Source organism: Acinetobacter sp. CAU_H_29a_1, from assembly GCF_058599505.1.
Genome location: NZ_CM178655.1, coordinates 2308186 through 2331261, shown reverse-complemented (window position 1 = coordinate 2331261; position 23076 = coordinate 2308186). Strand labels below are relative to the sequence as shown.

The 23076-nt window shown below is 41.5% G+C and carries 16 protein-coding genes and 1 pseudogene; 12 read left to right on the top strand and 5 right to left on the bottom strand.

Features of this window, described 5'->3' with window-relative positions:
* Positions 1–10 precede the first annotated feature (10 nt).
* On the bottom strand, positions 11–601 hold the full coding sequence (locus tag AC4MDD_RS11570) for a 5-formyltetrahydrofolate cyclo-ligase (protein WP_491881678.1): 591 nt from the start codon (positions 599–601) through the stop codon (positions 11–13).
* A 71-nt stretch (positions 602–672) separates the two neighbouring features.
* The gene (locus AC4MDD_RS11565; protein ID WP_205666915.1) at positions 673–1068 is read right to left on the bottom strand and encodes a MerR family transcriptional regulator; all 396 of its coding nucleotides are present in this window, start codon (positions 1066–1068) and stop codon (positions 673–675) included.
* Between the two features lie 82 nt (positions 1069–1150).
* On the opposite strand from AC4MDD_RS11565, the gene AC4MDD_RS11560 reads away from it, so the two are divergent.
* From AC4MDD_RS11560 to AC4MDD_RS11520, 9 genes and pseudogenes are all read left to right on the top strand, one after another.
* A complete protein-coding gene (locus AC4MDD_RS11560) occupies positions 1151–4066 on the top strand; it encodes a heavy metal translocating P-type ATPase (protein ID WP_004694276.1) in 2916 nt (971 codons plus the stop codon).
* Between the two features lie 342 nt (positions 4067–4408).
* Positions 4409–5320 carry a LysR family transcriptional regulator MumR gene (gene mumR / locus AC4MDD_RS11555; protein WP_491881677.1) on the top strand — a complete coding sequence of 304 codons (912 nt, stop codon included), beginning with the start codon at positions 4409–4411 and terminating at the stop codon, positions 5318–5320.
* A 346-nt stretch (positions 5321–5666) separates the two neighbouring features.
* A pseudogene (locus tag AC4MDD_RS11550) lies at positions 5667–6921 on the top strand (NRAMP family divalent metal transporter).
* Between the two features lie 35 nt (positions 6922–6956).
* A complete protein-coding gene (locus AC4MDD_RS11545; RefSeq protein WP_491881676.1) occupies positions 6957–7739 on the top strand; it encodes a LamB/YcsF family protein in 783 nt (260 codons plus the stop codon).
* Positions 7732–8538: a putative hydro-lyase gene (locus AC4MDD_RS11540; protein WP_491881675.1), complete on the top strand. Its 807-nt coding sequence runs from the start codon at positions 7732–7734 to the stop codon at positions 8536–8538. Before AC4MDD_RS11545 ends, AC4MDD_RS11540 begins: the two co-directional genes overlap by 8 nt.
* Positions 8539–8571: 33 nt before the next feature.
* Entirely contained in the window at positions 8572–10155 is a 1584-nt protein-coding gene (locus AC4MDD_RS11535) for a 5-oxoprolinase subunit B/C family protein (RefSeq protein WP_491881674.1), read from the top strand.
* On the top strand, positions 10155–11876 hold the full coding sequence (locus AC4MDD_RS11530; RefSeq protein WP_491882614.1) for an acetyl/propionyl/methylcrotonyl-CoA carboxylase subunit alpha: 1722 nt from the start codon (positions 10155–10157) through the stop codon (positions 11874–11876). Before AC4MDD_RS11535 ends, AC4MDD_RS11530 begins: the two co-directional genes overlap by 1 nt.
* A gap of 382 nt (positions 11877–12258) precedes the next feature.
* A protein-coding gene (locus AC4MDD_RS11525; RefSeq protein WP_223235881.1) for an IS3 family transposase occupies positions 12259–13391 on the top strand; the annotation gives its coding sequence in 2 pieces (ribosomal slippage) (positions 12259–12511 and positions 12511–13391; 1134 coding nt in all).
* Between the two features lie 437 nt (positions 13392–13828).
* On the top strand, positions 13829–16048 hold the full coding sequence (locus AC4MDD_RS11520) for a TonB-dependent receptor (RefSeq protein ID WP_491881673.1): 2220 nt from the start codon (positions 13829–13831) through the stop codon (positions 16046–16048).
* A 121-nt stretch (positions 16049–16169) separates the two neighbouring features.
* Here the strand turns inward: AC4MDD_RS11520 and AC4MDD_RS11515 are convergent, their stop codons facing one another.
* On the bottom strand, positions 16170–16823 hold the full coding sequence (locus tag AC4MDD_RS11515) for a YajG family lipoprotein (RefSeq protein WP_078389624.1): 654 nt from the start codon (positions 16821–16823) through the stop codon (positions 16170–16172).
* Positions 16824–17177: 354 nt separating this feature from the next.
* On the opposite strand from AC4MDD_RS11515, the gene AC4MDD_RS11510 reads away from it, so the two are divergent.
* The 3 genes from AC4MDD_RS11510 to AC4MDD_RS11500 are packed head-to-tail and all read left to right on the top strand — an operon-like array spanning position 17178 to position 21045.
* A complete protein-coding gene (locus AC4MDD_RS11510; RefSeq protein WP_491881672.1) occupies positions 17178–18794 on the top strand; it encodes an alkaline phosphatase in 1617 nt (538 codons plus the stop codon).
* A gap of 14 nt (positions 18795–18808) precedes the next feature.
* Positions 18809–20320 carry an alkaline phosphatase gene (locus tag AC4MDD_RS11505; protein ID WP_491881671.1) on the top strand — a complete coding sequence of 504 codons (1512 nt, stop codon included), beginning with the start codon at positions 18809–18811 and terminating at the stop codon, positions 20318–20320.
* A 35-nt stretch (positions 20321–20355) separates the two neighbouring features.
* Positions 20356–21045 (top strand): hypothetical protein, encoded by a 690-nt coding sequence (locus AC4MDD_RS11500; RefSeq protein WP_491881670.1) that lies wholly within the window; start codon positions 20356–20358, stop codon positions 21043–21045.
* A 74-nt stretch (positions 21046–21119) separates the two neighbouring features.
* On the opposite strand, the gene AC4MDD_RS11495 is transcribed toward AC4MDD_RS11500, so the two are convergent.
* Both AC4MDD_RS11495 and AC4MDD_RS11490 read right to left on the bottom strand, forming a co-directional pair.
* The gene (locus AC4MDD_RS11495) at positions 21120–22121 is read right to left on the bottom strand and encodes a helix-turn-helix transcriptional regulator (protein ID WP_491881669.1); all 1002 of its coding nucleotides are present in this window, start codon (positions 22119–22121) and stop codon (positions 21120–21122) included.
* Complete coding sequence (locus AC4MDD_RS11490) at positions 22118–23044, bottom strand: diguanylate cyclase domain-containing protein (protein WP_058869258.1); 927 nt, start codon at positions 23042–23044, stop codon at positions 22118–22120. The genes AC4MDD_RS11495 and AC4MDD_RS11490 overlap by 4 nt, the downstream gene beginning before the upstream one ends.
* Positions 23045–23076: the final 32 nt, after the last annotated feature.

Genomic DNA, 23076 nt, shown 5'->3' with positions numbered 1-23076 from the left:
AATGTCAATTTTAGCGCTTGAAGCGTAAATATTGTTGAGGGGTAAGCAGACCATCTAAAGGCTGATCCCATGTTTCTCGAATCAATCGCTGCGGCACCAACTGGAAGTGATGAGCCAAACCAAGACGAAATGGACGGTGATAGCGTGCAGAAGCCAAGGTTTTGTCGTAAAAACCTCCGCCCATGCCAATGCGTGTGCCATAAGGATCACACGCCAATAAGGGTATGAGTAGCAGGTCTAAATGTGAAACATGCTGACCACGTGTTGCCATAGGTTCTTGCATACCCAGCGGATGATGGGAAAAGCGTTTATTTTGAAATTGATGACGTGAAACTTTGACCCACACTAAGCGCTGATTCATATTGCAAATCATTGGTAAATACACTGCTTTTTTTTGATGAAAACAATATTCAATGATTTTACGGGTCTGAATTTCCCCAAAAGCATGTAGGTAGATCCCGACGCGAGTGGCATGTTTGAATTCGGGCACACGTCTTAGGCGTTGTAAAATTTGCAGTTCGGACTGCTGCTGTTGATAGGCGGAAACTTGTCTGCGTTGTTTGCGAAGCTGTTTTCTGAGTTGGGCAAGTTCAATCGACATGGTGAACGCAGTCCTGAGAATCGAAAAGGTGAGTGTGAAAATGAGCGCCAAATTTAAAAGATGGTATCTGTTTATGGCGCAGTCGTTGAACCTTTTTTCAGTTCTTGCAAAATTGGGCAGCAACTGTCAGTGGTGGTTTTACATTCATCCACCCAGTTTGAAAGGCGTTGTTTCAAAGCATTCAGCTCTTGAATCCGTTGATCAATTTTTTCCAGTCGTTGCTGAATCACATCACGGACTTTTTCTCGATCATCCAGTTGCAAATGTAGTAGATCTTGAATTTCGCTGAGCTGTAAGCCCGCATCTTTGCCTTTTTGTATAAAGCTCAACGTTTCAATATCTTGCTGACTATAGTAGCGATAGTTTTGCGTGGTTTCAGGAATGCGCATCAGACCAATCCGTTGATAATAACGAATGGTTTCCACATTCACCTGACAGTGTTTTGCCAGTTTGCCGATAGTGAGCATAAAATAATCTCCAAAAGGCTTGACTCAGTACCTAGGTACAGACTTTATGCTAACACAATCAAAAAATAAAAGGTGAGTCAGAATGAGTGAGCAACACAAAACGTCTTGCTGTTCCAAACAGAAATTAGCGCCGATGGTGGTGAATATCGATCCTGTCTGTGGGATGACGGTCGCAGAGGACTCTCCTCATGTGTATGAGCATCAATCAGTTCGTTATTTGTTTTGTTGCTCAGGCTGTTTAAAGAAATTTTCGGCCAATCCAGAGGCTTACTTAACATCAGAAAGAGCGCCCAGTGTTTGTTGTAGTCAATCCAAAACAGATATAAGCGATGCTTCATCTCAGGGGAAAGAGGAAAGTGCTGTAGTTACTTCCAAAGGTTGTGGTTGCGGATCAAAACCTGTGTCAGATGCAGAGAAGACCACATTTATTGACCCTGTGTGTGGCATGACTGTAACTGATTTAACTAAACCGCATACCGAGTGGCAGGGACAGGACTACTATTTTTGTAGTGAAAAATGTTTGCAAAAGTTTATTGCAACCCCAGAGGCTTATGTAAAAACTGAAGATGCAGTATCGGTGTCTACTTCTACTGCGGGCTGTTGTGGTTCAACTCCGAAAGAGGCAGAGAAAAAAGCATCCTGTTGTGAGCCTAAGCCGCAAACAGAATCAGACAACAAAGCAAGTTGCTGTGGTGGAGGAAAGCATGAACATACTGCTCCATCTGGATCAGCTGAGTTTATTGACCCCGTATGTGGTATGTCAGTCGATCCTAATACAGAGTTAAAAACGGATTATCAGCAACAGATTTATTATTTCTGTAATCCTTCTTGCTTAGATAAGTTTAAAGGGGATCCTGAGTTTTATCTGATTCCACCCGATCAGCGTCCTGTACCTGAAGGGGCTGCGGATATGGACTATACCTGTCCGATGGACCCTGAAATTGTACAAAAGGGACCGGGGACGTGTCCGATTTGTGGTATGGCACTCGAGCCGATGCAACCGACTTTAGATGATGCACCCAACCCAGAGTTGGTGGACTTTAGCCATCGCTTTTGGATGACCTTGCCACTGACGTTGATCGTGTTTGTACTGGCGATGGGTTCACATATTCACAGTTTCATTTCACCGCATATTCAGCCGTGGATTGAGCTGGTCCTCGCGACCCCAGTGGTGTTGTGGGCAGGTAAACCCTTTATTGAACGTTGCTGGACTTCGTATAAAACCCGCAACTTAAATATGTGGAGCCTGATTGGTGTTGGGGTGTTAGCGGCCTATATTTATAGTGTGGTGGCAACGATTTTCCCAAGTGTGATTCCAATGGAAGCCAAAACTGGGCATGGCGTTGCAGTGTACTTTGAAGCAGCCTGTATGATCGTATCTTTAAGTTTGCTCGGTCAAATCATGGAGTTAAAGGCGCGTGCTAAGACCGCAGACTCACTCAAAGCCTTACTCAAACTGCAAGCCAACACAGCCAAGTTGGTTCAAAATGATCAAGTGGTTGAAGTTGATATTGGTATGGTCAAACAAGGCGATATTTTACAAATTTCCTCGGGCGAGCAGATCCCACTAGATGGTGTGGTGGTTGAAGGCAAAACCTATGTCGATGAAGCCATGATGACCGGTGAACCTGTGCCTGTGAAAAAGCAAGTGCATGACACGGTGATCGGCGGGACGGTCAATCAACAAGGCAGTATTCGTATTCAAACTACGGCGGTCGGGGCGAATACCACTTTGGCGAAAATGATTCAAACGGTAGCAGAAGCACAGCGTTCTAAAGCACCGTTACAACGTTTGGCCGATGTGTTTGCCAAGTACTTTGTCATCATTGTGCTATTGATTAGTGTGTTGACCTTTGCCGCTTGGATGGTGTTTGGTGGGGCGCAATTTGATCTGGCACTGATGTGTGCGGTGGCGGTCCTGATTATTGCCTGCCCATGTGCGCTGGGTTTAGCGACGCCAATGTCAGTAATGGCCACGACAGGGCGCGCGGCACAAAAAGGGGTACTGTTTAAAGATGCAGAGGCAATTGAAGCTTTAAGTAAAGTGAATACGCTGATTGTCGATAAAACAGGGACTCTGACGGAAGGTAAACCAAGCCTTAAAGAAATTCAGTTGCTCAGCCCAAATGTGGAACAAGCGCAAGTGGAACAGTGGATTGCCTCGATTGAGCAGTATTCTAGTCATCCGATTGCCCAGACTTTGACACAGTTGGTCCCAGCGCAGCAATTGCTTAAAGTGGCAGACTTTGAGGATGTGACTGGTTTTGGCGTCAAAGGGCAAATTGGCGAGCAAACCCTCTATATTGGTAGCCAAAAGCTGCTTGAGCAACTCGGCATTACTTTGGATGATACTTTGCAAAGCCAGTTGAACCAGCAGCGTACGACAGGCAATGTGATCAGTTTCTTAAGCAATAGCCAAGAAGTGCTGGCTTATATTTCTATTCACGATGCGATTAAGGCCAATGCGCAGCAAGTCATTCAACAGCTGATTGATGATGGTGTTGAAGTGGTGATGGCAACAGGTGACCACGAACAAAATGCCCAGTTGGTGGCTAAGGAGTTGGGTATTCAACAAGTCTATGGCAACTGTACACCAACTGAAAAACTGGAGATCGTGAAGAAATATCAGGCTCAAGGTAAGATTGTCGCGATGGCGGGAGATGGCATTAACGATGCACCTGCTTTGGCACAAGCCAATGTCGGAATTGCCATGGGCAACGGAACTGATATCGCAAAACAAACCGCGCAAGTGACCTTGGTTAAAGGTGATATTCGTGGTGCAGCCGATGCGCTACATATGGCGAAACTGGGTGTGCGGAATATGAAACAGAACCTTGCTTTTTCCTTTGTGTATAACGGTTTGGGTGTACCTGTGGCAGCAGGAATTTTCTATCCATTAACAGGGTTATTACTCACCCCAATGTTCGCTGCGGTGGCGATGTCATTGAGCTCATTGTCCGTAGTCTTAAATGCTTTACGTCTACAAAAGAGTAAATAAGCGCTTTTAGATTTTTACGGTCTCTTTTTAAGTTGAGTTTTTAAAAAAGCATCTTTTCAACAAAGGTGCTTTTTTTATGATAATTCGTGATGGAATGAAGCGCAGCGCGAATAAATATTGATTTTACAAGCGTCTTTTTTTGATTCAACTTGATTTAAAGAGCCTTGATCCGGTTAGACCGAGTAAGGTTGTAAAAGACGCAAAATTGATGTATTTGGGCAATGCATAGCGCTTGAATGAGCGTCATCTTGTGAGTCATTTTGAAATTATATAAAACAGGAACTTAAAAAATAGTGGCAACTGCCGTACTATAAGCCGGATGGAGTAAAGGCAGGGTTCAGGGTGAATTTAAAAAATCTAGAAGCATTTTATTGGGTTGTGACTTTAAATAGTTTCAATAAGGCTGCCACAAAATTACAAACGACTCAGCCTGCCGTTTCACAAAAAATCACCTCTCTTGAAAATAATCTAGGTTTTAAAGTTCTCGATCGCAGCTTTCGACAGCTTAAACCGACTCATAAAGGCATGACCCTGTTTAAATATGCTGAAAAGTTTATGCGTTTGGAAACCGATTTGGTGGCTGAGCTGACTGAAAACCAACACCTCACAGGAACAATTCGTTTAGGTGTTTCCGAGACCATCGTTTATACGTGGTTGGTTGAATATATCGAAAAAGTACAAAAAGAGTTTCCTAAAGTTTCTGTGGAAATTGTGGTGGATTTAACCCCAAATTTGCAAGAAGGTGTGCGTACCGGGGATTTGGACATGGCCTTTTTGCTGGGCCCGACTTTGGCTTTTGAGTGTGTAGAGCAGGCGCTGTGTGACTTTGAGCTGAGCTTCTTGGCAGCTCCATCTTTTAAAGGTGGTGTAGGGCAAATGTCGTTTAAGGCATTGATGTCTCATACCATTTTAACCTACCCGAAAATTACCTATCCCTATAAAGAACTCAAGGCCAGAATGAAAGAACAGGCACTGGATGAGCCGCTTTCAATTACCAGTTATTCGCTTGCGACCTTATTGCGTCTTGCGGAGCAAGGTTTGGGGATCGCCGTTGTGCCGACCTTAACGGCCTTAAAGGAAATTACCGATGGTCGTTTAGAGATTTTAAATACCCCGATCCAGCTCAAAACCTTTCATTTCACCTCGATTTATATGCAAGGAAATGATGCTGCCTTGAAAGAGAAATTAACCGATGTCGCAGTCACTGTTTCTGAAAGTGCAATGAAAAGACTGCTTGAGAAAATTAAAAAATAATTGAGGCGTACGCAGTTTTTTTGACAAGCGACGTTTCTTTATCTCAAAACGTAATTTGTTTGAAAAACTATAAAAGCAGCTTATCGTGTGTGATAAGTAAAATTTATCATTAGACTTTTAATAAATAAAAAATAATAAAATACAGTTATTTAGTTTTAATAATGGATGTAAAAAGTCGTATTGTTCATCGCGTTTGCCTATGTTCTTATTTCAAATAGAAGATTTGATCCGCCATGGCTTTGGTTGGGCAACAGGGAATCTTTGTCAGTTAAAGGGATTTAAGAACAGAATTTGCAAACAAAATGATGTTCTTGGTTCAACTTGAAAATAGCGTTATTAAGCTCAAATGGACGAGGAACGCATTAAATATGTCTTTATTAAAATCTTCTTTTTTATCAGATCGCCAATGGGCCATTGTTGCTTCAATCTTCATGATGGCAACCTCCGCCATGGGACCTGGTTTTCTCACTCAAACTGCGGTCTTTACTGTGAAATTGGGTGCGGCGTTTGGCTTTGCCATTCTCGTGTCTATTTTGATTGATTATGTGGTTCAGCAAAACATTTGGCGTGTCGTAACGCTAACGCAAATGCGTGCCTCGGATATTGCCAATAAAGCCTTGCCGGGCAGTGGTTACTTACTGGCTTTTCTGGTCATTTTGGGTGGCTTTTTCTTCAGTATTGGTAATATTGCAGGTGCGGCTTTAGGTCTCAATGCCTTATTTGGTTTGGACACCAAATGGGGCGGCATTTTAAGTGGTGCTTTGGCCATTTTAATTTTTGCTTCAAGAAAAGCCACGCTGGCCATGGATAAAAGCATGATCGTTTTGGGGTTGCTCAAAATCATCTTGATTATCATTGTTGCCGTCATTGTGATGCCACCTGTGGGCCAAGCTGTTCATCAAACGTTTGCACCCGACCAGATTGATTTTGCCATCATCACCACGATTGTTGGTGGAACGGTCGGCGGCTATATCTGCTATGCAGGCGCCCATCGTTTACTGGATAAAGGTGCGGTTGGCCCTGAAAATATTGATGAAGTTGCAAGAGCCGCAACCAAAGGTATTGTGGTTGTAGGCATCATGCGTTATGTGCTGTTTTTAGCTTTCTTGGGTGTGGTGGTAAGTGGCGCAAGTATTGATTTAGCCAGCCATGATGCCAATCCCGCAGCGCAAGCTTTTCAATATGCCGCAGGAACTTTTGGTTATAAATTATTTGGTCTAATTTTCTGGGCAGCAGGGATCAGTAGTACCATTGGCGCCGCTTATACTTCGGTTTCATTCTTTACCGCATTTAAGAAAAACCTCAGTCCAAAGCAAACCAACTACACCACCATTACATTTATCTCTTTAGCTTTATTACTGTATGTCGTACTGGGCGCAACCCCTGCTGGATTATTGATATTCGTTGGTGGCTTTAATGGTTTGGTACTGCCGATTGGTTTAACTATTTTTGTTTATGTTGCCGCTTGCCGTAAAGATATGATGGGGAATTATAACTATCCAAAATGGTTACTTATTTTGGGTGTACTCACGTGTATGTTGACATGGTGGATGGGCTATATGTCCTTTACTACAGTCTTTAATTATTTAACCAAACTTTAAGCCAGACGACGGTGAAGTGATAAAGGAATTGAGCCATGTATGTAGATTTAAATAGTGACTTAGGTGAAAGTTTTGGTTCTTGGAAAATGGGTAATGATGATCAAATTCTACCCGTAGTGACAAGTGCCAACATTGCATGTGGCTTTCATGCAGGAGATCCACTGGGGATTTTAAAAACACTGCGTAAGGCTGTTGAATTAAATGTCACGATTGGCGCGCATGTATCTTATCCAGACCTCGTCGGTTTTGGTCGTCGCAATATGGATGTGTCACGTGATGAGCTGATTGCCGATGTGTTGTATCAAATTTCTGCACTGGATGGTTTAGCCAAAGTGGCTGGTTCTCAAGTGCAATATGTGAAACCACATGGTGCACTGTATAACACCATTGCACATGATCACGCTCAGGCCGCTGCGGTGATTGATGCCATCAAGATGTATAACCCAGAACTGGTTTTGGTGGCACTGGCAGGTTCCCACTTGGTTGAGCAAGCACGTGCAGCAGGCTTAAAGGTTGTATCTGAGGCATTTGCAGACCGTGCTTATAACAGTGATGGCTCATTGGTTTCACGACGTTTGGACGGGGCTGTTTTACATGACTCAGCCTTGGTGGCACGCCGTGTGGTGTTTATGTTGAAAAATGGCGGCGTTGATTCGATTGATGGTGTATTTACCCCGATTCAAGCGGACACGATTTGCTTACATGGTGACACCGCGGGTGCTTTAGAGATGTCGGCTGCGATTAAAGCTGAACTGCTAAATCATCATATTGAAATTCGTCCCTTTGTCTTAAAGCCTCAGGAAGTACGCAATGTATAAGGATATCCGAGTCGATTCAGCGCAGCTTGAAGCCGCTTTAGCCGCACGTTTAAAAATCCGTGCAGGCTTTGACAAACCAACGGCGGGTATGGCTGCGGGCATGACGCAGGTCAATATGATTTCGGTACCTAAAGATTGGGCTTATGATTTTCTACTGTATGCACATCGCAATCCGCAAAGCTGTCCTGTTTTAGACGTGCTAGAGGAAGGTGTTTATGCCACAAGACTGGCAGAAAATTCAGATATACGCACTGACTTTCCACGTTATCGCATCTGGAAAGAGGGTGAAATGGTCGATGAAGTCACGGATGCTAGTGACATTTATCATGCGCATCCTGACTTGGTGACGTTTCTAATTGGCTGTAGTTTTTCTTTTGAAACCGCATTGCAAGAAGCAGGTATTGAAGTTCGTCATATCCATGATCAGACCAATGTACCGATGTATTTGAGTAATATTCAGTGTCAGCCTGCGGGGCGTATTTCGGGCAACATGGTGGTGTCTATGCGCCCAATTCCATCCCATCAAATCGCGGATGCCGTCAAAATTACAGCACGGATGCCAAGTGTGCATGGTGCGCCTGTACATATTGGACATCCTGAAGGTTTAGGCATTCGTGATGTGAATCAGCCAGACTTTGGTGATGCTTCACGTATTGAGGCTGGGGAAATTCCAGTATTTTGGGCTTGTGGTGTCACCCCGCAAGCAGCGGTGATGAACTCAAAAATTCCTTTTGCCATAAGCCATGCTCCCGGTCATATGTTGATTACCGACATTCCTGATCGTGCATGGATAGCTTAAGCGGGACCAAAGAATACTTAAAAGGATAGGCATATGCGTTTTTTATCGGTAAACGCGGATTGTTTTCTTATAGAGCTTGCCAGCTTAGAGGAAACATTGGCGTTGTACAATAAATTGCACACGATGCAATTGAATGGAATTAAAGACTTAGTCCCTGCTGCAAAAACGATTTTGGTATTTTTTAATGAAATTGAGACCACCTTTAAAACACTGGTTACTTCGATTCAGACTGTAAAAATTGGTTCAGGCGGTGAGCGTAATGTCCAAGAATTGATTATTCCTATCTGCTATACGGGCGAAGATCTTGCTCAAGTTGCAGAGTTACAAGGGCTTTCAATTGCTGAAGTTATCTTGAAGCATCGTCAAAGTGTTTGGAATGTGGCTTTTATTGGCTTTGCACCGGGCTTTGCTTATATGAGCAGTCCCGATCGACCATTTACAGATATTCCTCGCTTAGCTGTGCCACGTAAAAAAATACCGTCGGGTTCTTTGGGACTGGCAGGACAATATTCAGGGATTTACCCGAAAGACAGTCCGGGGGGCTGGCAGTTGATCGGTACGACTGCTGAAAAAATGTGGGATCTGGAGCGTAAAAATCCAGCGCTATTGTTACCGGGGATGACGGTACATTTTGAAGATGTCACACATCAACCGACTACGGTTAGCGTAGCACAGCAAGTCACTCGTATAGTTGAGCCCAAACAATCCATGCCTTTGTTTACGGTAACTGCACCGAGCCTACAGATGCTGATTCAAGATGAAGGGCGTTTTAACCAGACCAAGATAGGGGTTGGTGTTGCAGGGGCGATGGATGTATCGGCGATGCACAGTGCAAATCGAATTGTTGGTAACCCAACTCCGACACCTGTGATTGAAGTTTTAAATGGTGGTTTGAAAGCCAAAATGCATCAGTCCGCAGTCATTTCGGTTACGGGAGCAATTTCAAACATCCACGTGAAATTTAGTGATGGCCAAAAGGCTGACTTTGAGAGTTATCAAGCGATTGCACTTGATGAAGGTGATGAATTTCAGATTCAAGCACCGACGGCAGGGCTAAGAAATTATCTGGCGATTCGTGGTGGTATCGATGTGCAGCCTGTGCTGAAGAGTGCTTCTTTTGATAGTTTGGCCGTATTAGGACCAGAGCCTCTAAAAATGGGGGATACGGTTTATCAAGGACAGGTTGAAGTTTCAAATATCAGTATTACTGAAATTGTGAAATTGAACTTGCCCAAAGTCGGCGATGTGGTTGAGCTCGACATTGTAATGGGACCGCGAACGGATTGGTTTGAAGCAGAGAGCATTGAGCGCTTATGTCAGCAAGCTTGGCTTGTGACCAATGAAAGCAATCGGGTTGGACTGAGGCTTTCAGGTGAACAACCATTGCAACGAAAAATTACCCATGAGTTGGAAAGTGAGGGAACTTGCATTGGTGCCTTGCAGATTCCACCCAGTGGACAGCCTGTATTGTTTATGAATGACCATCCTTTAACTGGTGGCTACCCCGTCATTGCGGCTGTGGCAAAGCACCATTGGGACTTGGTGGCACAGATTCCAGCAGGGTGCCAAATCAAATTTAAAAAAATGAACGAATTTACAGATTTTGAGAATGAATGATGACTACTGAAAAATTATTAATTGCAAACCGTGGTGAAATTGCCGTTCGTATTATTCATGCTTGCCGTGATATGGGTATTAGCTCAGTTGCGTTATATGCCGATGACGATATGGACAGTATGCATGTCGAACTGGCGGATGAAGCATGGGGTTTGGCCGGTGCAACGGCACGTGAAACTTATTTGAATATTCCAGCCATTCTTGAGGTTGCTAAAAAATCCAAGGCGACCATGGTGCATCCAGGTTATGGTTTTTTATCTGAACGTGCTGAATTTGCGCAGGCCGTAATTGATGCAGGCTTAAAGTGGGTCGGGCCGTCACCCAGTGCCATTGAAAAGTTGGGTGATAAAATTGAAGCACGTAAGATAGCTGCTTCAGTGGGTGCACCTTTAGTTCAAGGTACACAAGACCCCTTAAATAATGCTGATGAAGCCCTCGAGTTTGCAAAGCAGTTTGGTTTACCTATTGCGATTAAAGCCGCATTTGGCGGTGGTGGTCGCGGTTTAAAAGTCGTTTGGAAACTGGAAGATGTAAAAGAGCTGTATGATTCGGCTGTACGTGAAGCACAAGCCGCTTTTGGCCGCGGTGAGTGTTTTGTTGAGCAATACTTAGATCAACCTCGCCATGTCGAAGCGCAAGTGATTGCCGATCAACATGGCAATGTAGTGGTTTTAGGTACACGTGACTGTTCGCTACAACGTCGTAATCAGAAGCTTGTTGAAGAAGCGCCAGCGCCTTTTATCAGTGATGCAATTTATGAAGAAATTTTAACTTCAGCCAAAAATATCTGTCATGCAGCCAACTATGTCGGTGCGGGTACTGTTGAATATTTGCTGAGCCGTGATGGAAAGCTTTCATTTTTAGAGGTTAATACCCGCTTGCAGGTGGAACATCCTGTCACGGAAGAAACGGCCAATGTCGATTTGGTAGTTGAGCAAATTCGTGTGGCTCAAGGCCATGAACTTTCAATCAAAGAAACCCCGAAAGTGCAAGGGCATGCCATTGAGTTTCGTATCAATGCTGAAGACCCTGCTCGTGGCTTCATTCCTGCATTTGGTGTATTGAATTTATTTGAAGCCCCGTTTGGTCAGGGCGTACGCGTAGACACAGGTGTTCGTACAGGCTCTTTGGTGTCGAGTCATTTTGATTCACTCATGGCCAAACTGATTATCACAGGTCCAACACGTGAGGTTGCGATTGCCCGCGCTAAACGTGCGCTGAAGCAATTTAAAATTGAAGGGGTTGCGTCGGTTTTAGACTTTCACCGTGCAGTATTAAATGAAACTGATTTTACCGACACATTTGGTGTCCATACTCGTTGGATTGAAAATGATTTTAAACAGGACTTAAAGCCAACGAAACGCAGTATTCCGAATCATCAACAGCCGATGTTACTCAGCTATATTGAAATTGATGGGAAATTACATCGTTTAGGCTTACCTGCGGGCATGTTTGCACAAAATCCTACAATCACTGCTCAAGACCAACCAGCTACAGAAACAGCAGTGAGTGTTGAACACTTACTTGCACCAATCAATGGCGTAATTAGCGCTTGGAAAGTAGAAAACGGGGAGCAGGTCGTAGAGGGGCAAGTGGTTGCGATTATGGAGGCCATGAAAATGGAAGTTCCTGTACTTGCACATCAAAGTGGGGTAATTCAGTTGATAGCTCAGCAGGGAGTGACTTGTCACGCAGAGCATATTATTGGATCGATTTGCTAAAAAATTAAATCATGTGAATGAACCTGATGCAGCATTCAGCTAAGTCAGGTTTTTCGTTTTGAAACTCTTAAAAATTGAGGGCTGGTTAGCTTTGTTTTATGGACAAATGAAGTCGAAAGATGGTTCGATAAAGATTTAATAGTCCAATAAAAGCGTTATTTAAAGGGAAATCTTGTTTTTGGCGAGATGAGACAATATTAAACAGAGTTTAAATATATAATAAGGTGAAATAAATATTTGTATTTAAAAAATAAAATACAAAACTCTATGAAAAAATACCATATTGTTCAGAAGAGAGGTGGATCAGGAAATTTGAACAACACTTATAAGTGATATTTTGCTCCCCAAATGATGTTATAAACATCAATATATGGAGTATTTTATGGCACGTAGACCAAGAAGAAATCATTCAAATGATTTTAAAGCTAAGGTAGCACTTGCTGCGATTAAAGCAGAAAAAACACTTGCTGAATTGAGTGCTGAATTTGATGTTCATCAAAACCAAATTATCGACTGGAAAAATCAACTGATTTCAGCTTCCTCGCAAGCTTTCGATCAATCAAAAGCTCCAACAGAACCACCCATCGATCTAAAAAAACTACATGCAAAAATCGGTGAGCAGGCATTAGAAATTGATTTTTTAGAAGGTGTGTTGAAGAAACTGGGCCGCTTCAACCACAAAAGTTAATCGATGACTCACTTCAGATTTCAGTATCTAAGCAAGCTCAGCTGCTGAAAGTCTCCCGTGGTTGTTATTACTATCGCCCAAAACCTGTGAGTGCATCAGATCTGAAGCTGATGCGGTGTATGGATGAGTTACATATGCAATACCCTTTTGCAGGTAGCCGGATGATGCGTGATTTGTTGAATCGTCAAGGACATCATATAGGACGACGTCATACACGTACTTTAATGAAGAAAATGGGCATTAATGCGTTATATTGCAAACCAAATTTAAGCCAGGCTAATCAAGCTCACCGCAAATATCCATATCTGCTCAAAGGATTGGCTATTCAGCGCAGTAATCAAGTGTGGTCTACGGATATAACGTATATCCCTATGGCAAAAGGCTTTGTTTATTTATGTGCTGTGATTGATTGGCATAGCCGCAAGGTACTTGCGCATAGAGTATCGATTAGTATGGAGGTTACATTTTGCATAGAAACATTAAATGAAGCTATTGAAAAATATGGTCGACCTGAAATATTTAATACAGACCAAGGCAGTCAGTTTACCAGTGATGCATTTATTGATGTATTGAAATCAAATGGCATTCAAATCAGTATGGATGGTAAAGGTCGATGGGTTGATAATGTGATGGTTGAACGATTATGGCGGAGCGTTAAATATGAAGAGGTGTATCTCAAAGCCTACAGCAATGTTTTGGATGCGAAGAAGCAATTAAACGCATATTTTGAATTTTATAATTTGAAACGACCTCATTCGAGTCTGGACAAAATGACTCCAGATGAGTTTTACTATGACCAGCTACCACAACAAAATAAGGTAGCTTAACTAGAGCAGAGTATCACTTATAAATAAGCTTTTAGTTGTTCAAACATGTGGGACCACCTCTGAAGTATAAATAATGTGCCTACCATATGCCTACTTTTTAACGTTTTCAGCCTACCATTTGCCTACTAAATTTATTTGTAAAATTTAATAAAAAAAGGTGAATTAAACTGTTTTTTGAGATGTAGAGTTTACTCATTGCCGATTCATTTAAGCAAAAGCATCTGCTTTCTTATAAATCGTTTTCGATATTTGAAATTGAAGAAAGTAAATCAGGGTAGTTACTTCAATATTAGAAAATTACGTATCAAAATAGCTGAATATTTTTTTCTTTAAATTATTTATTTACAATAAATAATTTAAAGTTATTTGATAAAAAAATTGACTATAAAGTAAACAAGAATTATTTTGATAAAAATTCTTATTACTATTTGCAAATTATGAAAAAGCCCTCTTCAATATCTATGTCTAAAAAACTTTTCCCAATATTGGCAACAACAGGGGTAATTTTCATTTCTAATTCGAGTTTTGCAGAGAACTCAGAAAAGGTTTCTCCATCAGAAAACACTGTGCAACAGCTAGAAACAATGACATTCACAGCATCACGTGCTGATGGAGTACAAGAAAAATCCAAACAAACAACAAAAATAGATGAAAAGCAAATTGAACTTTTAAAAAATGGTTCTTCAGGGAATATTGCAACTGTTTTAGCAAAAGCTGTGCCTGGCTTATCTGATTCAAGTCGTACAATTACAGATTATGGACAAACATTACGTGGGCGAAATGCACTTATCTTAGTTGATGGTGTTCCGATGAATTTAACGCGTGATACTTCTAGAGGTCTTTCTTCTATTGATCCGGAAAGTATTCAAAATATTGAAGTTATTCGAGGAAGCAACGCCATTTACGGTAGTGGTGCAGCAGGCGGGATTATATCTATAACAACTAAAGCTGCTGGTGGAGAACCTACAGCTAAAACTGTTATTGGCTTACAAAGCCCTTTAACTAATTTCCGTACAGATGCATTAAGTGGGGATATTCACCAATATTTTACGGGAAGCTTGGATAATTTTGACTATGCATTGGACTTTGGCTATCAACGTATTGGTAGTCCATATGATGCCAGTGGTGATAGAGTTGCTCCAGAACCCAGTCAAGGTGATCTTTATGATGCTGATGCCTATAGCATCGGGGGTAAAATTGGCTATCATATTGATGACAATCAATACCTACAGCTTGCGGCGAATTACTATAATGCAGAACAAGATTCTGATTATGCAGCTGATACGAGCACAAAAAAATATCCTCTTGGTAGTGTACCTGCTCAAGCAATTAAAGGTTTAAAATTAAAAGATCAAAATAAAAATGAAAATCAAATCTATAATTTGACCTATATCAATAAAGATTTATTAGGAAATAAAGTTGATGCACAACTTTACTATCGAGACTTCTTTACTCGCTTCTCACCATTTGATGCGCGTGGTAATGCAAATCGTGGAAAACAAGTCGATCAAATTTACCAAGAAAATAATGTCCTAGGTAGTCGCTTAACAGTCTCGACTCCACTTGAATTCTTGGGTGATACAACTGTAGTTTGGGGCGGTGACTTTAGTCGTGAAAAGAGCGAGATGCCCTTGGATATTTTTGACCCTCAAATTTATGATCAGTCTGGTGGTCTAGAGTTTGTTAAAATTGGGAATCTTATTTATTTGCCTGAGCTCACAACTCAAAGTCTTGGCGGATTTGTTCAATTTAAGCATCAATTTAATGACCAATGGGCTGCTGAGATTGGAACTCGTTATGAAGATAGTTACGCTGAAATCGATAGTTTCATCCCATTATCTCAGTTAGGTAAACCAAACCCTTATACAGTCCAAGGGGGTAAAGTTAAAGCTGATGCATGGTTATATAATGCAAATCTTACTTTCTCTCCAACTGATCAACACTCGATATACGGCTCTTTTAATCAAGGCTTTCAACTTCCTGATGTTGGTTTAGTTATACGTAATGCTGGAGTCGGTTTTAACCTTGCTTCATCATTTTTAGAACCTGTAAAAGTTGATAATTATGAGCTTGGTTGGAAGGGTGATTTTAAAAATATCTCATCTAGTTTTGCCGTATTCCATTCAACCTCTGACCTTGGAGGTGTCCAATCTTTTAACAATGGATTGGTTCTTGCTAGAACAAAAGAGAAAGTTTCTGGTGTTGAAGCAACTATTGACTACATTGATGATGTTAATGTTTGGGGGACTGGGGGGAGTGTAACGTGGATGAAAGGTCGTGAAACTCCACAAAACACGAATAAAGAACAAGATATGACGGGCTTCAGAATCCCACCATTAAAATTGACTGGTTACATCTCTTATAGTCCAACTGATACTTGGACGAATAGACTACAGGCAACTTACTTTGGTGCGAAGGACTACAGGTTGAATGGCGTAAACGGTTTTGGTCGTTATGATGTGAAATCTTATACAACGGCCGACTTAATCAGTAGTTTTGCGCTTAACAAAAAAGATATTGTAACTATTGGTTTAGAAAATATGTTTAACCGAAAATATTACCCACTTTATAGCCAATTGCTAAGATCTGGTGACAACACAAGTCACTTAGTAGCGAATGGAGCAACGTTAAAAGTTTCTTATAGTCATAAGTGGTAGTACTTATCTTTATTTGTGGTTAAAAAAACATGGGTCATTAAAGAATGGCCCAAGTTTTAACGTATAACATTCGTTAGCTTTTAAGGCCCTCTACATAGGGCTTTTTTTACTTTATAGCTATTTATGGATTTGCTTTTGGCAATGCAGAAATTAATTTAGACTCATAATCATCAAGTACCCCATCAATGTTTTCTACCCATTTCGTACCATTGGCAATTTGAGCTGATTTTGTCACCTTGCTATAAATGTGGAGAGGGGCTGTATTCAAGTCTTTCGCATTCACGACATTTGTATCTATTTCTGAGTGAATTTTGATTGACGCAAATCCAGGCTGGAACCATGACCAAAATTTATTAATTTTAATGGTGAGGATTAGATCGGCATTTGCTCGATTGGTTTCATTGTCTGTAATGACTTCATAACCTGATTGTTTAAGTGCATGAGTTGTGCGTTTTTGTAATAACTCAGACACGGTCTCTTTTTCTAAAAGAATATCGCCTAACGCTTTTCCGTAGCCATTTCTTTTACGCGCAACAGCTTTTGCTTTTTCTTCAGTAGTTGCTTTGGCTAAACCATCCTTTAAAGACGGAATATCAGGTGTGGTTGGTTTGTCTTGGAATGTTCTATTATCTTCGACCAGCGCGATAATTGCTTTCTTAGAACTCGGCACTTCTTGAGAGGATGCGGAAGTATTAGGCGTTGGAACTTGAATCAATCCGCGTGATGTCGCACAGCCTGAAAGAGTGGTTATTAAGAGCCCCATAGCAAGTAACATGGAAGAGCGTTTCATTTAAGATCCCCGAGATTGGTGGTTATTGTAAAAAAGTGCATAAAGTTAATAAGATACGTTATAAAAAAGCTTAACTATTTCATTTTTAGCAGTAATTCAAAAGATTGGTTTGTAGAAGGCTGGGGGATTTTGATTGAATTTTACCAAAAAGTAAATAATAACCATTGTCAAATGAGAATAAAGACGTTAGATTGCGTTACAAATTTGATGGTTAATATTGATAATTGTAAAAAATGAAAAAGCGTTTCGAAAGTGAGTAAATTTATATTGATGCTTAAATGTCATCGGATTTAAATATCCGAAGTGTATGTTTCAGCCATCTTTAGATGGGTTGATGCAATGCTCGGTTTTCTTGAAAAATTCCAATTAAAAACAATCAGTGTGGCATATATAAGTTTGAGTGCTTTATTTCTCTCCGCTTGTCAAAGTAGTGATTTAATGCAAGCTCAACCAACTCATGCAGTACAACTACTCAAACAACAAAAAGTCCAACAACCGAAACGTGTAGTGTTTTTCTTGGGTGATGGAGTGGGCATGACCACGCTTACCGCTTCACGTATTTATGCTGTCGGTGAAGATGGTCAGTTAGCAATTGATCGGTTACCTGAGTCTGCCTTTGTTCGTACCTTTTCTGAAGATGCGCAAGTCACTGACAGTGCACCTTCGATGGGTGCGTACATGACTGGTGTGAAGATGAAAAATGAGGTGATCTCGATGCAGACAGGGACAATTGCAGTTGAACCTGATTCAGCTGGGAATAACCAGTGCGGGACTAACCCACAAAACAAAAATAAGCAAAACACACAGACTTTACTCGAATTAGCCAAAGCAAAGGGTTGGGGGACAGGGGTTGTGACCACGACGCGAATCACGCATGCCACACCTGCATCAACTTATGCACATATTTGCCACCGTGATGCTGAAAATGACATTGCATCACAATTAGTACCAAGCTCTAAAGGTGATGCTTATCAAAGTTATAACCTTAAACTCAAAGATGGAGTAGATGTGGTTTTAGGCGGAGGTAAGCGTCAATTTTTGCCTAAAGATGCAGGTGGAGAGCGTACTGATGGGCGCAATCTAATTACCGAGATGCAACAGGCAGGCTACCGCGTGGTTTTTGATGAAAACCAACTTTCCCAAGTGCAACTGGCGAAAAATGAAAAATTATTGGGTTTATTTAATCACAGCCATTTAAATTATGACTTAGATCGCACCAAGAAAAATTTGGCGGAGCCGAGTCTCAAGCAAATGACGCTGTCTGCTTTAGACATTCTGACGCAGAATAAAAAAGGCTTTTTCCTGATGGTGGAGGGTGGGCGTATAGATCATGCGCTACATGACACCAATGCCAAACGTGCTTTACAAGACACGATAGCTTTAAATGATGCTTTAGAAGCAACCATTCAAAAACTTAAACAAAGTGATCCTGAACTTAAAAATACACTGATTGTAATCACGGCAGACCATGATCACACCCTAGTTTTAAATGGTTATGCCAAGCGCACAGGAAAATATATCGAAGGTAAGGAAACCAGTGTGCTCGGTCTGGTGAAAAATTATGACCAAGCGGGCTTTGCTCAAGATATTCATGGGCAACCTTATCCGATTATCGGTTTTGGTACTGGCAAAAAACGCCCTACTCAAAACCGTATGGATGACTTGGTACTGAACTTAAAAGACAGTGATGTCTGTCATCCTGTACAAGAGCCAAAGGCACCACAAGGCGAAAAATATAGCTTCACTTATCCTTTGGCTGAAACGGGTTGGTGTACAGGCACTGCTGCGGATGATTTCCAACAAGAAGCTGTGATTCAAACGGGCTATAAAGATAAAGAAACGCATGGTGGTGCAGATGTGTTTTTAGGTGCGATTGGTCAGGGAGCCGATCAGTTCTCGGGTAGCCTTGAAAATATTGAAGTCAATCATCTGATTCGTAAGATCACAGGCTTATAGCAGAGGGATATCACATGAAACCTACTTTAAAAACCATCCCATACATGATGCTTCTGCTTACAGCGTCGATTTCTTCAAATGCTTTGTATGCTGCTGACACCACACTTACACTGACTAAAAACGTTATATTCTTTTTAGGCGATGGCATGGGACCAACCACAGTGACGGCAAGTCGTATTTATGCTGTGGGGGAAAATGGCAAACTGGCCATGGACAGCATGAAGCACGCAGCACGAATTAAAACCTATTCTGAGGATGGTCAAACCACAGATAGTGCTCCCTCTATGGGCGCCTATATGACTGGGCAGAAAAATAAAAATGAAGTGATTGCCATGACAACAGGAACGGTTGCGGTCGAACCTGAAGAGGGAAAATTGCCGAATGGAAAAAGCTTAGCGAAAGCCATCAACCGTTGTCCAGAACAGGGCAGTAGTATGGCAGCAGGGATGCCTGCTTTAAGCATTTTAGAGCTGGAAAAAACGAAAGGTAAAGCAGTTGGCGTAGTGACGACGACCGAACTCACCCATGCCACACCTGCGGCAACCTATGCACATATTTGTCATCGTGATGCGCAATACGATATTGCGCTTCAAGCTGTTCCAAAAGGTAAAGCTTATAATCCAAACTTATTGGATGGCATTAATGTCCTTATGGGAGGCGGCTTAAATCACTGGACGCCTTATGATGCAGTCTCTAACCCCAAAGGGCGCTTGGATGGCCGTGATTTATTGGCAGAGTTTAAACAGCAGGGTTATCAAACCGTTTTAAGTCAAAGTGATTTGGCGCAGACGGTCAATACTCAGAAAATTTTCGGCATATTCTCGACACAATCGCATTTAAATTATGATTTGGACCGACTAAAGAAAAATATAGAGACTGAACCGAATCTGGCGGTGATGACTGGTAAAGCGATTGATGCACTGCAAGCACAGAGTAATGGACAAGGCTATTTCCTGATGGTTGAGGGTGGACGTATTGACCATGCGCTACATGCCAATAATGCCAAACGGGCATTGCAGGAAACCAAGGCATTTAATGATGCAATTCAAACTGCACTGGATAAAGTGGATTTGAGCAATACCTTGATTGTAGTGACGGCAGACCATGACCATGTGATGACCTTTAATGGTTATGCCGCACGAACGGGTCAAACGACGGAAACTAATCCAGGTATTTTGGGGCTGAGCTATGATTATAATATTGCAAAAGAGCAAAATGCTTACAGCAAAGTGCTGGCTGATGGCCAAGTACATAATCCATACCGCGATGTAAATGGGGCAACAGGAACGACGCTTGTTTTTGGAAATGGTACGGGTAAACGTTTAGATATTCGTGACAGTATTAGCAACGAGCAAGCCTTTGCTGACGACTATAAACAAGAAGTCGGGGTACAACTGACGAAAAGCGAAACACATGGCGGCGGAGATGTGATGCTGTTTGCTGAAGGAAAGAATTCAAATCTATTCAAAGGCACACAAGAAAATACATGGGTATTTGAGCAATTGAAAAAGGCGTTTGGATTATAATGGATAAAAGATTTATACGGCCGTTCAAATTCAAAATGAAATTCTTAGCATTGTCTTTCAGTTTGCTCAGTCCATGGGTATGGTCGGCCGATGAATATCGTATTGATTATCAGATTGAACGGTTGAATGCCAATGGGGTCACGACCATTCAAAAATACAGTGAGAAAATAATTCGAGATGCGCAAAATATTTGGATTGAACGTTTAAACACACAAACGCATGCTGACGAAGCCCAGACACATAGCAACACTCATGTGTCTGCCAAAACAGACACCCATGAGCATGTGAGTTTTGACAGTGCAATTCAGTGGATGCAGCGCAAAGATGTAGTCGGGCAAGCAAACGTAGAAAGTCCGTTTCAGCGTTTTTATATTTTGCCAGATGAAAAAATGCGGGTGCAATTGCAGGATGTCGATCAAGAAATGCTAGGGATGAAAAACTGTTGGCGCTGTGAATATAGTTTGATTCATCCTGACATTTTAAAGCGAGCACAATTGATTCAACGTGATCCGAAGTTAGCGCATTATCAAATACGCAGTGCTGGGCAAACGTTGAATATTATATGGAGTGAACAGGATCAACTGGTTCAAAAATATGAATTGCTCAAACCGACCTCAGGCTATGCCAAAACCTTTACCGTGCGCAAAATTGGCCAACATGTTGCTACACCTTGGACACAAACAGAAAAATACAGCGAACGTGACTATGCGGACTTTAGTGATTAGCCGATGAGTTTTTGACTTTTAATTTCGGCATTACAACAGCAAAAACCGTGATTTTGAGAGTGAAAAATAAGGGATTAGGGTTGCGCAGCTTGTACAGTTAAACCACTCCACCGCTTAAACGCACGTCGAAAATTAGTGGCATCGTTAATTTGTAAATACTGAGAAATCTGTTCAGTTTTAAAACCATGTACACGATATAAAATGATGGCTGTATGCAAACGACTTTGATCGAGTTGTGCTTGAAAATGGGTCTGATGCTTTTTAAGTTTACGTTTTAATGTGGCTGAACTCATTTGAAAATAGTCAGCGGTTTGTTCGAGTTGAATATTATTTTGAATATTCTGCATTAAATATTGGTGCAAACTAAGTAAAAAACTCTGTTGAATATTTTGAGCCATCATTTCTTTCAGCGCATATTGATAACTGATTGAAGCTAAGGTCGAAGAGGCATTGGGAAGTTTTTCATAAATCAAATCGCGAGGTAGGCTCATCATGTTGATCGGGCGATTAAACTCTAAAGCACTGCCTAAATGTGTCCAATATTGTTCAATATAATCCGGTTCAGAAAAATTAAACTCGAATTTCCACGCTAATTTGGCTTGGTACAGTTGACGGCTAAACGCTTGTACTGCACTCATTGCGCTTTCGATTAAAAAGCGATTTTCAAGCTTGTTTTCATCTAACCAATAAATATGAATATGGCTTTGACTGTACATGAGTCGAGGGCATAACCATGGTGAAACGGACGCGGAAAATGTTAAATAACGGCTAAGTGCCTCATCGAAGGTCGATGCATAAAGCATAGATTTAATGGCGTCATTAAAGGGGGTGGTTAGGCTGCGTTGACCAAATAAAAAACTGATGTCCTGATTGCGAAAACACTGTTCAGCATTTTTTAAAACCTGTTGTAACTGTTGTTGACTAATTAGTTTTTGCCCCGAAAAGATATCTTCTAAGAAAATACTGCTGCCACTGAGCAGGACGTGATGTTCGACTTCATGACTCGCTGCCAAATCAATTAAAATAGACAATTGATGATGCGCAGGAATGTAGCTGTAGTCGCATTCAAAGCTCATACCATGACTCGCTTCGGTGAGTAGTACTGCTTCACTTGGAGCAACTGCTGATTTAAGGCACTCAAGAGTTGTTGGGCAGTTTGGTATTGTCCGACAGCGCAGCAGGTCGTGAGTGCTTTTAGAGGAATGTGCACGGACAGATCACGTTGATAATAAGCACTGACCATAAGCATGCGTTCAAGTTGAGCTGCCATTTTTTCAGCCTGTTGTAGCTTAGTCTCTGGTAATAGCATAATAAAACGATCTCCTGCGAAGCGACAGAGCAGGTCTTGTGGTCGTAAGTTTAAGCTAATCAATTGTGAAACATGCTGTAAAATAGATGTGCCTTCATCAAAGCCATATGTTTGATTAATCTGATTAAAATTATGCATATCTAACAATATGACGGACATGTCGCTGGGTTCATGCAAGTTTTGCTCAATTGCAGCTTTGAGCTGAGTTTTAAAGTAATGCGCATCGGCCAAAGGGGTGAGTGCATCGAATAAGCGATGATCCCGATAAATGCGTTCTCGTTTTTGCATGTGTTTAGAAATCGCCAGTTCTTCTTGATGCCAAAAATAAATCCCGATGGTAAATAGACACAGTCCAATTGGAAAAGGAATGGACTCAAGCCATGCATCCCACATGATTTCTTTAGGCAGGCGAATAAACTCATCTAAGCTGTCCATCCACATGTGGAAAAAAATAAAACACAGTCCATAAAAGATATAGTTGGTTACACGGCCCAAAGGACGGCTTTTAATAATAAAGAAAATCCAAATACCAATAAAAACAGTTGCTCCCCCTTCACCTAAAATATCGACCCAGTTCCATTCAGCAAATGACTTGCTCTGCCCAAGTAAGATAAACAACCAAAGGGATAAGCTACAGGCAGTCGCTACACATAATAAAGGCCAGCGGTAGTAAGCAAAGTATTTAGGCATAGCATTTTTTGAAATGATTTATTTTCGCCCAA

Bases quoted from the DNA above. Each gene is read 5' to 3' on its own strand.
- AC4MDD_RS11570 (WP_491881678.1), bottom strand. From the start codon at position 601: ATGTCGATTGAACTTGCCCAACTCAGAAAACAGCTTCGCAAACAACGC.
- AC4MDD_RS11565 (WP_205666915.1), bottom strand. From the start codon at position 1,068: ATGCTCACTATCGGCAAACTGGCAAAACACTGTCAGGTGAATGTGGAA.
- AC4MDD_RS11560 (WP_004694276.1), top strand. From the start codon at position 1,151: ATGAGTGAGCAACACAAAACGTCTTGCTGTTCCAAACAGAAATTAGCG.
- AC4MDD_RS11545 (WP_491881676.1), top strand. From the start codon at position 6,957: ATGTATGTAGATTTAAATAGTGACTTAGGTGAAAGTTTTGGTTCTTGG.
- AC4MDD_RS11540 (WP_491881675.1), top strand. From the start codon at position 7,732: ATGTATAAGGATATCCGAGTCGATTCAGCGCAGCTTGAAGCCGCTTTA.
- AC4MDD_RS11535 (WP_491881674.1), top strand. From the start codon at position 8,572: ATGCGTTTTTTATCGGTAAACGCGGATTGTTTTCTTATAGAGCTTGCC.
- AC4MDD_RS11530 (WP_491882614.1), top strand. From the start codon at position 10,155: ATGACTACTGAAAAATTATTAATTGCAAACCGTGGTGAAATTGCCGTT.
- AC4MDD_RS11520 (WP_491881673.1), top strand. From the start codon at position 13,829: ATGAAAAAGCCCTCTTCAATATCTATGTCTAAAAAACTTTTCCCAATA.
- AC4MDD_RS11515 (WP_078389624.1), bottom strand. From the start codon at position 16,823: ATGTTACTTGCTATGGGGCTCTTAATAACCACTCTTTCAGGCTGTGCG.
- AC4MDD_RS11510 (WP_491881672.1), top strand. From the start codon at position 17,178: ATGCTCGGTTTTCTTGAAAAATTCCAATTAAAAACAATCAGTGTGGCA.
- AC4MDD_RS11505 (WP_491881671.1), top strand. From the start codon at position 18,809: ATGAAACCTACTTTAAAAACCATCCCATACATGATGCTTCTGCTTACA.
- AC4MDD_RS11500 (WP_491881670.1), top strand. From the start codon at position 20,356: ATGAAATTCTTAGCATTGTCTTTCAGTTTGCTCAGTCCATGGGTATGG.
- AC4MDD_RS11495 (WP_491881669.1), bottom strand. From the start codon at position 22,121: ATGAGCTTTGAATGCGACTACAGCTACATTCCTGCGCATCATCAATTG.
- AC4MDD_RS11490 (WP_058869258.1), bottom strand. From the start codon at position 23,044: ATGCCTAAATACTTTGCTTACTACCGCTGGCCTTTATTATGTGTAGCG.